Origin of the sequence: Streptomyces sp. NPDC002680 (assembly GCF_042889145.1) — a bacterium.
Lineage (GTDB): Bacteria > Actinomycetota > Actinomycetes > Streptomycetales > Streptomycetaceae > Streptomyces > Streptomyces adonidis.
This window is the reverse complement of record NZ_JBIAQP010000022.1, coordinates 72,990-85,450: the sequence shown is the minus strand read 5'-3', so window position 1 is coordinate 85,450 and position 12,461 is coordinate 72,990. Positions and strand designations below refer to the sequence as shown.

Annotated in this window: 11 protein-coding genes; 7 read left to right on the top strand and 4 right to left on the bottom strand. The window is 69.0% G+C overall.

All coding sequences use genetic code 11. The features are described 5' to 3' along the window. The first annotated feature begins 12 nt into the window (after positions 1-12). From ACFYXF_RS42660 to ACFYXF_RS42645, 4 genes are all read left to right on the top strand, one after another. Positions 13-759, top strand: coding sequence for a hypothetical protein (locus tag ACFYXF_RS42660; RefSeq protein WP_389358010.1), 747 nt, complete (start codon positions 13-15; stop codon positions 757-759). A gap of 63 nt (positions 760-822) precedes the next feature. After that, positions 823-1,674 carry a hypothetical protein gene (locus ACFYXF_RS42655; protein ID WP_389358008.1) on the top strand — a complete coding sequence of 284 codons (852 nt, stop codon included), beginning with the start codon at positions 823-825 and terminating at the stop codon, positions 1,672-1,674. Next, on the top strand, positions 1,671-3,869 hold the full coding sequence (locus ACFYXF_RS42650) for a bifunctional serine/threonine-protein kinase/ABC transporter substrate-binding protein (protein WP_389358006.1): 2,199 nt from the start codon (positions 1,671-1,673) through the stop codon (positions 3,867-3,869). The genes ACFYXF_RS42655 and ACFYXF_RS42650 overlap by 4 nt, the downstream gene beginning before the upstream one ends. 263 nt (positions 3,870-4,132) lie before the next feature. After that, the gene (locus ACFYXF_RS42645; protein WP_389358004.1) at positions 4,133-6,352 is read left to right on the top strand and encodes a bifunctional serine/threonine-protein kinase/ABC transporter substrate-binding protein; all 2,220 of its coding nucleotides are present in this window, start codon (positions 4,133-4,135) and stop codon (positions 6,350-6,352) included. A gap of 20 nt (positions 6,353-6,372) precedes the next feature. Here the strand turns inward: ACFYXF_RS42645 and ACFYXF_RS42640 are convergent, their stop codons facing one another. Continuing rightward, positions 6,373-7,140, bottom strand: a complete 768-nt coding sequence (locus ACFYXF_RS42640) for a PIG-L deacetylase family protein (RefSeq protein ID WP_389358002.1) — start codon at positions 7,138-7,140, stop codon at positions 6,373-6,375. A gap of 139 nt (positions 7,141-7,279) precedes the next feature. On the opposite strand from ACFYXF_RS42640, the gene ACFYXF_RS42635 reads away from it, so the two are divergent. Continuing rightward, positions 7,280-7,750 carry a DUF5959 family protein gene (locus ACFYXF_RS42635; RefSeq protein WP_389358000.1) on the top strand — a complete coding sequence of 157 codons (471 nt, stop codon included), beginning with the start codon at positions 7,280-7,282 and terminating at the stop codon, positions 7,748-7,750. Positions 7,751-8,373: 623 nt separating this feature from the next. After that, positions 8,374-8,526 carry a hypothetical protein gene (locus tag ACFYXF_RS42630; RefSeq protein WP_389357998.1) on the top strand — a complete coding sequence of 51 codons (153 nt, stop codon included), beginning with the start codon at positions 8,374-8,376 and terminating at the stop codon, positions 8,524-8,526. 1,254 nt (positions 8,527-9,780) lie between these two features. Here ACFYXF_RS42630 and ACFYXF_RS42625 read toward each other — a convergent pair. Further along, positions 9,781-9,984, bottom strand: a complete 204-nt coding sequence (locus ACFYXF_RS42625; protein WP_389357996.1) for a DUF397 domain-containing protein — start codon at positions 9,982-9,984, stop codon at positions 9,781-9,783. Further along, the gene (locus ACFYXF_RS42620; RefSeq protein WP_389357994.1) at positions 9,985-10,830 is read right to left on the bottom strand and encodes a helix-turn-helix domain-containing protein; all 846 of its coding nucleotides are present in this window, start codon (positions 10,828-10,830) and stop codon (positions 9,985-9,987) included. It abuts the gene before it with no gap. A gap of 186 nt (positions 10,831-11,016) precedes the next feature. Here ACFYXF_RS42620 and ACFYXF_RS42615 point away from each other — a divergent pair, with 186 nt between their 5' ends. Beyond that, positions 11,017-11,679, top strand: coding sequence for an ATP-binding protein (locus tag ACFYXF_RS42615; protein ID WP_389358282.1), 663 nt, complete (start codon positions 11,017-11,019; stop codon positions 11,677-11,679). Here the strand turns inward: ACFYXF_RS42615 and ACFYXF_RS42610 are convergent. Continuing rightward, positions 11,676-12,425 (bottom strand): HNH endonuclease, encoded by a 750-nt coding sequence (locus tag ACFYXF_RS42610; protein WP_389357992.1) that lies wholly within the window; start codon positions 12,423-12,425, stop codon positions 11,676-11,678. The two genes, ACFYXF_RS42615 and ACFYXF_RS42610, sit on opposite strands and share 4 nt — an antisense overlap. Between the last annotated feature and the right edge of the window lie 36 nt (positions 12,426-12,461).

Here is a 12,461-nt window from a genome sequence, read left to right as displayed (position 1 = left end):
TACTGTGCGCGAATGTCAAACACGCGCACGTACGGCGGCTACCGGACCGGCGGCCTGTGGGTCGCGGCCGGGATCTCGTTCGGCGCGGTGGTCGTCGGCTCGGCGCTGGCGCTGTTCGGCATGCTGGAGTTCGACGAGCAGTGCGCGCAGGGGTTGGTGACGGGCCCGGGCAAGCTGGGGGACATCCGGTACCGGGCCTTTCCCCCGGCCACCATCTGCGAGTTCGAGCACGGGGACGTGACGTCCATCGGGGGAGGGTTCGTCCTCGGCGGGCTGCTCTGGATCGGCATGCTGATCCTGGTCGTGTGTCTGTTCGCCGCCCTGATCGCGGAGTGGTTCGAGCCGGAGCTGGGCGGCCCGTTCGTGGAGCCGGTCTCCAGGGCCGCGAAGCTGCGGCGCACGGGCGTGGCGTTCTTCGTGACCGCCTCCGCGTTCCTGATGTTCTACGCACTCGCCGGTTGGCAACTGCTCGCGGGCCCGTCGTCGGCCTGCGCGGCTGGCGCGGACTGGGGAACCAACCCGCCGACGACCCTGGAGTACAGCTTCCTGCCACCGCAGGCGACCTGCCGGTTCACCAGCGGTATGACGCGGCAGCTGAACCCGGACTGGGTAGCCTCCCTGGCAACGGAGTTGGCCGTGCCGGCGCTGATCGCCGGGGTCGGGTTCGGGCTCGCGTGGTGGCGTCGGCGGGCAGAGAGGCTGGCAGAGGAGCGGGCAGAGGAGGGGGCAATTCATCAGCGGGACGCGGTCATTTCGTAGTGCGCCAGCGGCATAGTCGCTACGCTCCACGCGGGGGAACACAGGTGCGGAGTGGGGGCGTTGATGGTGTCCTGGAGGCCGGTGTTGCTGCGCTCCGGCGCCTTAATGGCCACCGGCCTGTTACTGGCCGGCTGTTCAGGTTCGGGAGGGGGCAAGGCCGCCGGGGCCAAGGGCTCGACCACCGGCGCGGGCACCCGCTCCAGCCCGACTTCGAGCTCCGGCCAAAGCGCCGCCGCCGCGAACCCGAGTGCCACCCCCAGCCCCACAGCTTTCGCCTTCGACCCCGACCCCGCCCGCCTGCCGAAGACCCGCGCACAGGCCGTACGCCTGGCCCGCGCCGTCACGGCGGAGCCCGTCAAATGGGGTCCCGGCTTCGTGAAGCGCGACCCGTACGAGACCGACCCCGGCCACTGGCCCGTGCTCGACGCGAACTGCGTCTGGCAGCGTGACTCGCTGCCCCCGACGGTGCTCGCCTCACTCACCCGCCACAGCGAACTGCCCGCAGAGGACGGCAAGGGCCCGATCCGGGTCTCCGCCGTCGTCACCGTGCACCGGACCGTGACGGACGCCGGCTGGGAGATGGCCGAGACCCTCGAAGAGGCACTGCGCTGCCCCGACCAGCAGCTCCGCCAGGGCGAGCGGATCACCGGACTGCTCTCCCAGGGCGCGGCGTTCGGCCTGATGGGCAACCTCACCTCCGAGGACACGCTCTCGGAGGGCGGCCAGTACTACAGCGACGAACTCGGCGGCCCCCACTACTACTACTGGACCCAGAGCCGACTGGGCCAGGTCACCGTCGCCGTCGCCGGCCGGGGCGCCAAGGGCAGGACCGAGGCAGAGGTCAGTACGGCCATGAGCCAGGCGATAACCCAGATGCTGACCGATGTCGAGACCGAACTGGGGGCGGGCGAATGAGCGAGCGTCTGCTTCCCACCGACCCCTCCTCGATCGGCGGCCACCGGCTCCTCGCCCGCCTCGGCGCGGGCGGCATGGGCGTGGTCTACCTCGGCCGTACGGAGGCCGGGTCACTGTCCGCCGTCAAGGTCATCCAGGCCGAGTACGCCGACGAGCCGGACTTCCGCGCCCGCTTCCGCCGCGAGGTCGACGCGGCCCGCCGGGTGACCAGCCCCTGGGCGGTCCCGGTCACCGGCGCCGACCCGGACGCGGCGGAGCCCTGGCTGGCCACCGCCTTCGTGCCCGGACCCTCGCTCGGGGAGGCGGTCGTACGGCATGGTCCGCTGCCCGCCCGGAGCGTGCGGATCCTGGGCCGGATGCTCGCCATGGCGCTCCGCGAGGTGCACGCGGCCGGGCTCGTCCACCGTGACGTCAAGCCCGCCAACGTCCTGCTCGCCGTGGACGGTCCGCGCCTGATCGACTTCGGCATCGCCCGCGTGACCGACGAGACCGCGATCACCTCCGCCGACATGGTCGTCGGCACGCCCGGCTTCCTCTCCCCCGAGCAGGCCGAGGCACGCGGCGCGGAGGTGGGCCCGCCGAGCGACGTCTTCTCGCTGGGCTGTCTGCTCGCGTACGCGGCGACCGGCCGCCCGCCCTTCGGCACCGGCACGGTGGACGCCCTGCTCTACCGCACGGTCCATGACGAACCTGACCTGGCCGGCATCGGGTCCGACGACGACACGGACGGCGGCGAACTGCTGACGCTGCTGCACATGTGCCTCGCGAAGGACCCCGAGGACCGTCCGACGGCCGAGCAGATCTGCACGGTGCTGCTGGTCGAGGACGCCGTCCCCGACGGCGGCCGGACCGACTGGCTGCCCGACGACGTCGTACGGGGAATCGCGGACCGCTCGGCCGAGATGCTGGCGCTTCCCGACATCGAGCCGACCGTCGCCGAGGCGGCATCGGACGCGGAGCCGGCGTCGCCCGGCCGGCGCCGGCTGCTCCTGGCCTCCGGCGCGGCACTGCTCCTGGCGGCGGGCGGGACCGCGGCCTGGGCCGCCCTCCGCGACGAGGACACCCCGTCCGCACCGGCGGCCCGCCGCTGGGCCATCGGGGTGCAGGCGGATCTCAGCGGCGCGCAGAAGGCGTCGGGCCGGGCGCAGGAGCAGGGCGCGCGGCTGGCGGTCGAGCAGTTCAACGCCCGTAAGAACAAGCCCTTCGAACTCACCCTGAAGACGGTCGACGACGGCGGCAGCGCGGGGCGGGCACCGGCCGCCGCCAAGACGCTGATCCAGGACGCCGACGTACTCGCCGTGCTCGGCCCGACCACCGACGAGGCCGCCACCGCGGTCCTCGGCGCGTACGACGAGGCCCTGCTGCCGCTGCTGTCGGTCTCGGCCGGCGGGCTGCTCCTGTCGACGGCGCAGTACCGGTCCTTCGTGCACTGCCGGCCCAGCGACTCGGCGCTCGCCCTCCCGATCGGCATCTACCTCATGGGGCAGAAGGAGACAGCGCGCCCCGGTGTGCTCCAGGACCGGACCGCACAGACGTACGCCCAGGAGACCGCCTCGATCAGCGTCATCATGCTGCGCCGGCTGGGCCGGCCCGCCTACCCCCGGGTGGTCCCGGCGGGGACGGAGGACCTGGCGCCCGTGGTCGCCGACATGCTGCGGGCCGGGATCGGCTCCTTCATCTACGCCGGCTACGCACAGGGCGCGGCCCAGGTGGCCCGGGAGCTGGCGAACGCCGGCTTCGACAAGCCACGGATCGCCTCGCAGGCCGTGATCGACCAGGAGTTCCTCGACCTGGCCGGAGACGCGGCCGAGGGATGGCTGATGACGTCCTCCTTCATCGACCCCACCGCCGTACCGGCAGCGGCATCCTTCACCACCGCCTTCCGCAAGCGGTACGGGGCCGCACCCGGCCACTACGCCGCCGAGGCGTACGACACGGTGAACCTGGTCATCCAGGAGCTGCTGAAGGCCACGAAGAGCACGAAGAGCACGGGGAGTACGAAGACCACGAAGGCCGAACAGCCGCCGAACCGCCAGGAGTTGGTGAGCCTGCTGCGCAAGGGCCATTACAAGGGCATCACGAAGGAGTTCTCCTTCGAACCGGACGACGGCACGTTCGCCGGGTGGGGCATCTTCCTCCACCAGGTCGAGAACGGCCGCTTCCGCTTCCTCGGCGACGCGCCCTCCGAGGTGTAGCACCGGTGGGCGGGACGCACCCGGACGGCCACGCGGGGGACGACGCGGACGGCCGCGCGGCAGGCCGGGTGGGGGACGGCGCGGCAGGGCGCGCGGAAGGCGGTGCCGAAGGTCGGGTGGGGGACGGCGCGGCAGGCCACGCGGAAGATCGCGCGGTGGGCGGTGCGGAAGGCCGAGCGGGTGGCGCTGCGGCAGGCCGTGTGGATGGACGTACGGCGGAAGACGGCGCGGAAGGCCGGGCAGGAGGTGCTGCGGCAGGCCGTGTGGAAGGACGTACGGCCGAAGACGGCGGCGAAGGCCGCGTGGGAGTGCAGGCGCTCAAGCCGGGTGATCCGCCCTTCGTCGGCGGCCACCGGCTGTTGGGCCGGCTCGGCGCGGGCGGTATGGGCGTGGTCTACCTGGCCCGTTCGACGGGCGGGGCGCTGGTCGCGCTGAAGGTGATCCGCGCCGAGTACGCGGCCGACCCCGGCTTCCGGACCCGGTTCCGGCGTGAGGCGGAGGCGGCGGGCGGGCTCACCGGACGGTGGGTGGTCCCGGTCACGGCGGCGGAACCGGAGGCCCACGAACCGTGGCTGGCGACCGCCTTCGTACCGGGCCCGTCGCTGGCCGAGGCCGTCGAGCTGTACGGGCCCCTGCCGGACCGCACGGTACGCGCTCTGGGCGCCCGGCTGGCCGAGGCGCTCACCGAGGTGCACGCGGCGGGCCTGGTGCACCGGGACGTGAAACCGCACAACGTCCTCCTCGCCCTGGACGGCCCCCGGCTGATCGACTTCGGCATAGCCCGCTCCAACACGGCCACCGCGCTGACCGCGACCGACGTGGTGATCGGCTCGCCCGGCTACCTCTCGCCCGAGCAGGCGCAGGCGCGGGCCGGTGACATGGGCCCGCCGAGCGACATCTTCTCGCTGGGCTGCGTCCTGGCGTACGCGGCGACCGGCCGCCGCCCGTTCGGCACCGGCACCCCGGCCGCCGTCATCTTCCGTACGGTCCACGAGGAACCGGACCTGGAGAGGGTGCCCCGGTCCCTGGTCCCGCTCCTGACGGCCTGCCTCGCCAAGAACCCGCGGGCCAGACCCACGGCACGGGAGGTACGGGACACCCTGACCGACGCGACAGAGGCGGAGGCCGGGGTCGGAGGAGACTGGCTGCCGCCCTCGCTGCCCCGCCTGATCGCCCGCCGCTCGGCCGCCGTCCTGGCCCTCCCCGACCCCGTGCCGCCCACCCTCGTACAGTCGTCGGACCGGCCCTCCCCCTCCCGGCGCCGACTGCTGACCCTGGGCTCGGCCGCCGCGGTGACCCTGACCGGCGGCGGCCTCGCGGCCTGGGCCGCCTCTAGGCCGACGGGCGGCGGGAGCGGGACAACGGGCTCACAACCACTGCCGGTGTACGTCATCGGAGTGCACGCGGACCTGTCGGGACCGGACGGGACGATCGGCCGGGCACAGGAGCGGGGCGTACGGCTGGCGATGGAGGACTTCAACTCCCGTTCCAGCTCCGGCAGTTCCGGTTCCTCCGGTGGCCGCGCCTTCAAGCTGGCCCTGAAGGTCCTGGACGACGCGGGGGAGGCGAAGCGGTCTGCGGAGGTCGCCGCGAAGTTCATCGCGGACGACGACGTGTACGCCGTCATCGGCCCGACCGGCAACACCTCGACCGAGGCATCCGTCACCCGCTACGACAAGGCCCTGCTGCCCCTGGTGACCGTCTCCGCAGGCCTGGACCCGTACGCCAGCACTCGCGCGTTCTTCCAGCTCAGACCGGACGAGAACGCACTCTCAACGCCCTTCATCTACTACCTCACCCACAACGAGAAGAGCACGAGAACCGCCCTGATAGACGACAGGGCGGCAAGCCGAACCAGCTGGCAGATCGTCAAGACCCTGACCACGTACCCGCCCGCCGCCGCGACGACCACCACCCATGTCGTCCCCGCGGACAGCGAGGACTTCGACCCGGTCGCCGCCGCCGTGCTCGCCGCCGGGGCGGACGCGGTGGTCTACGGCGGCACCTCCCCGCACCGGGCCGCCCTGTGCGCCCGCGCGTTGACACAGGCCGGATTCAAGGGCACGCGCATGGCCCCGGAGCCGGTCCTTCAGTCCGCGTTCCTCAAGGAGGCGGGCACCGCGGCCGAGGGCTGGCTGATCAGCGCGACCTACGTAGACCCGGCCGAACTCCCTGCCGCCACCCGCTTCGTGACGGCGTACCGGAAACGCTTCGGGGTGCGCACCGTAGACCGCTTCGCGGTGGAAGCGTACGACGCCCTGCTCTTCGTCGCTCAGGGCCTGGGCGGACTCGGCGCTGTCGAGGTCGAGCGGGGAGCGATGGTACGGAGACTCCGCGCGTCCAGCTACAAGGGCCTCGCCAAGACCATCGCATTCGATACGGCGACCGAACAGTTCCACCTGGTCAACGGCCTCTTCCTGCACCGGGTGGAGAACGGCGCGCCGCGCTTTCTGGGGCGGTACGACCAGCTCGGGAAGACGTGAGCGATGAGTGACTCCCGCGCTCAGAGCACGAGTTCTGTCTGCCCTGTCACCGTGGAGACGGGGCCCAGGCCGTGGCGGACGTACCACTCGGTGGAGAGCAGCAGTTCCCGTTCGGCGACGGAGAGCCCGGCGATCAGCCCAGGGGCGGCTCCCCGCGCCACCTCGCTACGGTGGGCCAGCACGGCGGCGACCTTCTGCTCCAGCCACGGACTGACGTCGACGGTCGCGGTGACCGCCTCGTCCGGCACGGTGAGCATGGCCTTGCCGGCGGGGGCCAGATGCCCGCCCCACACGGCTGTGGCCGAGTGAGGATGCGTGGCCAGGTACAGAGCGCCCGCCTGCCAGGGCGCACCGGCGCCCGGATAGAGCCGCTCAAGTCCGGCCGCGTGGACGGCGAGCAGGGTCACGCGGTGCGTGTGCACATGATCCTCGTGCCCGGTCAGCCCACCGTACGCATCATGGGTGACCATGATCTCCGGCCGGAACTCCCGAATGTGCGCGACCAGTCGCCCCACCGCTTCATCGAGCGGCGCATCAAGGAGACGTGGCTCGCCCGGGGCGGACTCCGGGACCCGGGAGTCGGCGTAGCCGAGCATCCGGGGCGCGCCGGCACCGAGGACGCGGAGGGCTTCGGCGAGTTCGGCGGCGCGGTGGGTGGCCGCGCCCCAGGTGGCGGTGACAACTGCGGTGCGAGCACCGGAGGTTGCGTGCCGGGCGAGGGTGCCGCCGGCGGAGAGGGACTCGTCGTCGGGGTGGGCGAAGACGGCGAGGAGGGTGGGGGCGGGCATGGGGGGCCTTCCGGGTGGGGCCGGGCGTACGGATCATAGGCCGGTGCGTGCTGTGCACGGCTGCGCACGATCGACTTCGACGAGATGAACGAGATGTACGAGATGAAACGAGACGACCGAGACGAGGGTGAGTGTCGCCATGGCGGAACCTGATCCGGTGGACCTGATCCACTTGAAGGACGCGGACGGAACCAGCTGCGTCGTGCGCGTCACCGGACGCTCCGAGCCGGGCGTACTGACCGGCCACGACATTCTGTACGCCGAGGTGCTGGTATCCGCGAGCGACGTCGACGCCAGGCTGGATGTGTACCTCTTCCAAGAGGACCTCGACGACTGGCAACAAGCCCTGTCCGACCTCGCCCCAGGCCGACAGGCCACTCTCGGAGGGGACCGAGGCCTGAGCCTCACCCTCCACATGAACGAGGACGGCCGCCTACGGATCGCGCTCGAAGACCCGGACCGCCTCACTACGTTGCTCGGCATCCGCCCGGAAGGCGACTGGGCCAATGAGCACCAGGAGCGCCTGGAACAGGTGAGGAAGACCTGGCCCAGCGAGGTCATCGAGACGGCACCGATGACGTACGAGTGGAGCCCGAACCGCAGGCGCTGAGTCCTGTTGCCGGGTCTGCTTGCTGCCATGCTCCCCCGGACCACATCAACGGGGGGTAGTTGTGCAGCCGGGTCCGGTTCCGGTTCACTCACACGTCGATTTCCACCTAGTCCGCAACAGCAGCGGCGAACCGAAGACGCGAATGCGCCTCCGCCGCCCCGACCATGGCCCCGAGACCGTCAAGGTCGTCTGCCCCACCTGCCGGGAAAACGGTCGCTATTGCGGCTCGGCCTCTCCGGCAGTCCTGGACGAGGTTCGTATGGCGACACTTCTTCTGGAGCACGGCATCGTCCCGACCGCTTGTGGGGCGGGCGGTGTCACGCGCCGGGGCATTGAGTCGATCTCCGGCCCCTTGGCTGCTCTCGGCCTCGGCCGAGGGGTTCGGGGTGGTACGGGTTCTGGAGCGGGATGGGTTGTCTTCCGGTCTCTTGGCCTTTGGTCAGTCAGCAGCTGGAGGTGGCGGCTTCCTGACCGGGGCTTCGGGAGCGCCGGTGGCCAGGACATATGGCGGCCATGTTCCGCAGGACGTGCGAGGCAGAGGTGGGGCCCGGATTCCTCATCGGAGATGTCGTACGTCAACTCGACGAGCGTGCCGAGACTTGTCTCGATGAGCACCGGGACACGTGCCGAGGCCGGGCGGGTACGGCTCGTTGGAGAAGGCGGATCAGGAACTCCCCTGCGGACTGTGCGGCGTTGTCAGCATCTGCATGGAACTCATGGAGTTCTTCGACGTGAAGTACTGGGAAGGCGGGACGAGCGGTGTGAACACCGCGTGAGTTGTCGTCAGTGCGCCGACCAGGGAGACATGTGGGGTTCATGGCGGCGGGCTCGGACATCCTCGCTCGATCCTTGAAATGACGGCACCAGGCCTGGGTAAGACGCCTGGGTGGGGCGCGCGTTTACCGCACGCGCGTGCTTCCTGTGTGACGTTGCGCACCAGACCTGCGGGAACTGGCACCTAGCACCAGACGTACCGTCAGACGTCACCCCAGCTAGAAGGGTTGGGGAGGTCGTGATCAGTACCTGAGTGCCTTGTGGGGGCGGCCGCCATGGCACGCGGTGCCCGACTTCCTCGTATGGGGCGGAGGTTGACGAGAACACGGGTTCTGCGGCCTCGGGTATGGTTCCGGCAATCTGTCACCTCAGAGGTTCACGCACAGTCGTGTCTCCCCGGGGAGTCCACGAAAGGTTGTGGGCCCTCTGCGGGGACCTGTGAAACTCGCAGGCCCCACGAAATGGGGTGATAGATCCCGATGGCACCGCAAGATCCGCCAGAGGGGCACTGTCGTTGCTGCAGCAGGCGGGACCGGTCGCACCGGATCGTCCGCTGGCTCGGGCCGGTCTACATGATCTACAAGATCGTGCGGGATCACTGGCCCGTGTAACGCGGGAAGCCCCGACCTAACGGTCGGGGCCGCGCTGCAGACGGCGTGCTGAGGAAGGCCTCACCCCGAGCTTGGCCGGCGACCGGGTGGGGCCTTCCGTATGTCCGAATGCGGTTACTGCCGCGTACGCAAGTGAATGGGGCAATGTGTGACGCCCATCACATTCGCCCGCGGCGGTGTCCCTATCTTGCCTGCTGTGAAGGCAGTTGTGCGACAGCAAGCCGAATATTGATCCGATCGGTTCGAGTCTTGGATTCCGGTAACACCCCAGGTCGGAACTAGTTTTCCGGTTGGTCAGTGATGCACTTCACATCAGAAAGGGTGAGGCACTGCACATTCGACCGGGTCTGTATGGGGCGATTTGCCGGGAGTTCGCCTGGCGAAAACCTCCGGAACTAGCTGATCCGATTGTGGGTTGGGCACCATACCGCCAAGGTCTGACAACGGACCCTCCTGGAGGGTCGTGTCTTCTGATACGTCGCCTGCGCCGATGGCAGGGAGTCCCTGGCGTGCAGGGCATCCGTCAGTGAACAGGGCTTCCCTGCTGCTCGGTCGAGACCTGACGCATCGCGGAATGTCGTTCGGCAGGTTGGCCAAGTTGGGCGGCCCAGAGCCCGGACGAGTATCAAAAGCTCGCGATCGCGCCTACTGCATACGGCGTGTGTCAGCTAGAAAGTCGGCCCATGCCGTCATGGATACCGTGAGGTGCTGGTGCTCGCGCTGCTTGGAGTCTCGTATCAGCACTCTGGATGGGGCGAAGGCGGCCTCTACGCACTCGGTCGTGTTGCCGCCGCTGTACGACGACTTGAACCAAATGGGTTCGGGGACTGAGTGAGGGCCGACGGGCATCTACAGCTCCTTGCGGGCACGATGGATCACGGCGGAGGAGGCCTCCATGTCCAACGCTTGTGCGCGGAGGTACTCGAACGCAAGTCTGTATCGGTCGAGTTCCTCGTCTTTCTCCAGGAAGAGGGAGCCCGTATGGAAGTCGACGTACACGACGTCGAGAGCCGGTTCGGCGCCGCCGATGATCACGAAGCTGCCCAGGGCTGCGGAGTGGGCTCCCTTGGAGAAAGGCAGTATCTGAAGTGTGACGTGAGGGGACTCGTTCGCTTCGAGCAGACGGTCGAGCTGCTCCTTCATGGTCTCCGGTGATCCGACGACTCGGCGGATCACGGACTCGTCCAGGATCGCCCACAAGCGTGGGGGCTTCGGACGCTTGAGGATCGCCTGCCGCTTCATGCGGATGTCCACGAGCCGTTCGATCTCTGTCGGCTCCAGGGGTACCTCGTTGGCCTTCTGGAGAGCCGTGCTGTAGGCGCGAGTCTGGAGGAGGCCTGGCACGTAGACGCACGAGAAGTGGTCCTCCCGTACGGCCTCGTCCTCAAGGGTGAGCAGCAGGTTCATGCTCTCTGGGATGGAGTCGGCGAAGGAACTCCACCAGCCCTGCTGCTTGGCGTCTTTGGCGAGGTCGACAACTGCCTTTCGCTCGGGCTCAGTTGCCCCGTACTCCCGGCACAGTGCATCGACCACGATCCACTTGACCGGTCCGGCTTGAGTTTCGTACCGGCTCACCGTCGCCTTGGACACACCCACGAGCTGCCCGGCCTCCTCAAGGGTGAGGCCCTTGCGGGCGCGCAACTTGCGCATCATCGCGCCGAGTTGGCGGCGTCGTGTCGTGGTGCGTGCTGACATGAGGCTCCTTTGAACTGGCCCGAGCGCCGGCCCGGAGACCTGCTCAGGCTAGGCAATGTGAAAGCCGGTTCACTACCAGATTCACTCGATGGGTTCTAGTGAGAAGTTACACAGTGAGAGTTCTCTGTGTCATGCTCGCTCACAGACCGCTACGCAGTGCAGTCGTACGGATACGGCAGGCGCAGCATGTGCGTGGCTTGGGAGGGAGGAGTCTCCATGCTCGGATGCGAAGTCACCGAACCTCGACCCCGCTGTGTTCTGCCTTTTGAGGCAGCGCCGGCGGAAGTCCGCCTGCTTCGGAGAGCCGCTGTGGCTCAGCTCGGTCAGTGGGGGATGCCCGTCGCTGCCGACGAAGTGGCTTTGCTCGTCACGGAGTTGGCCACGAACGTCATCAAGCACGTTGGCGAGGGCGTGGCGGCGACGTTGATCCTTGAATGGCGGAGTGAGCGGCTGCGCGTAGAAGTCCACGACAAGAGCCGGGCCGTCCCGTTGCTCAAGGCTGAAGGCTGCCATGAGGAGTGCGGTCGTGGCCTGCACCTACTTGGAGGTCTAGCCGCGGACTGGGGGACGGTGCTGATGGCCGCAGGTAAAGCCGTCTGGTGCGAGATCCTGCTCGACCGAGACGGTTCATGTCGGCGCATCGAACGGGCCGTTGAGGTTCTGGAGGGCTATCAAGGCGTCAGCGGCGGGACCGTCCTGCGGGGCGCAAAGAAGTCGGCGGGCCTGGAGACATCCGCTGTTGAGCTGATCGCTGACCTGCTGCACTGGACCGCCGCTCGCGGCCAGGACCCGGACGACATCCTCGATCGTGCGCAGATGCACTACGAGGCTGAAGCGGACGCAGCCTAGTGCGGTCCGGGCTCGCCGGACTTCCGTATCTCGTCCCGCAGGTCGTCCGGTGTACGCCAGGATTCTCCGGGACGGCTCCTGTGGCACATGCGGTGGCAGTTGGCGCACAGGCACGCGAGATCGTTGAGCTTGGTCTCCCGGGTTCCGGAGATGTGGAGGGGGGTGACGTGGTGCACTTCGATGTAACCGTCGCCGAGGCTGCCGTAGGCAAGGCCGAAGTCGAAGTCGCAGACCTCGCACCGAAGGGGCTGCCCACGCCGGCGAACCTGCTGGATCTTCAGCTTGCGGAGCTTGGGGTCGCGCTCGCGGGCGAGAGCCTTCCGGACGAGAAGTCGTCCCTCGACGGCGATGGCTCCGTCGTCGCCGATCTCGTCGGGATGCTCGGGGAGAAGCTGGAGTTCCCCGGAGCCGATGCCGTCCTCGATTGCCTGAGCGGCTTGAAGCATTTCCCCCTCGCGCTCCGTGAACGCTTTGATCATCAGGCGGGTTGGCTCCCCGCCACGGGTGCGCTTGCCCTCGTAGAGGTCATGGTTCGTCGCGAAGTCCGTGGTCTTGCGGCTCACGCTGTCCGGAGACCGGAAGCCGGGAATGGCATGAGCTTCTGGGCCGTGAAGCGGCAGCGAACGGAGCAGCTCGGACAGCTCCTGTACCTCCCGGTCGTCGGTCCGCAGCTCACGCCAGCCGTTCTTCACGACGAGCGCTCCGGCCAGCACCAGTTCATCCTCAGTCCACGCAGGGCTCCGCATGAGCAATATCGTATGAGTGTTCGGCGCTACGGAGGG

Excerpts from the sequence above, each read along its gene's own strand:
- ACFYXF_RS42660 (WP_389358010.1), top strand. The coding sequence starts at position 13 with ATGTCAAACACGCGCACGTACGGCGGCTACCGGACCGGCGGCCTGTGG.
- ACFYXF_RS42625 (WP_389357996.1), bottom strand. The coding sequence starts at position 9,984 with ATGCCCGTCGGCCCTCACTCAGTCCCCGAACCCATTTGGTTCAAGTCG.
- ACFYXF_RS42640 (WP_389358002.1), bottom strand. The coding sequence starts at position 7,140 with ATGCCCGCCCCCACCCTCCTCGCCGTCTTCGCCCACCCCGACGACGAG.
- ACFYXF_RS42610 (WP_389357992.1), bottom strand. The coding sequence starts at position 12,425 with ATGCGGAGCCCTGCGTGGACTGAGGATGAACTGGTGCTGGCCGGAGCG.
- ACFYXF_RS42650 (WP_389358006.1), top strand. The coding sequence starts at position 1,671 with ATGAGCGAGCGTCTGCTTCCCACCGACCCCTCCTCGATCGGCGGCCAC.
- ACFYXF_RS42620 (WP_389357994.1), bottom strand. The coding sequence starts at position 10,830 with ATGTCAGCACGCACCACGACACGACGCCGCCAACTCGGCGCGATGATG.
- ACFYXF_RS42655 (WP_389358008.1), top strand. The coding sequence starts at position 823 with ATGGTGTCCTGGAGGCCGGTGTTGCTGCGCTCCGGCGCCTTAATGGCC.
- ACFYXF_RS42635 (WP_389358000.1), top strand. The coding sequence starts at position 7,280 with ATGGCGGAACCTGATCCGGTGGACCTGATCCACTTGAAGGACGCGGAC.
- ACFYXF_RS42615 (WP_389358282.1), top strand. The coding sequence starts at position 11,017 with ATGTGCGTGGCTTGGGAGGGAGGAGTCTCCATGCTCGGATGCGAAGTC.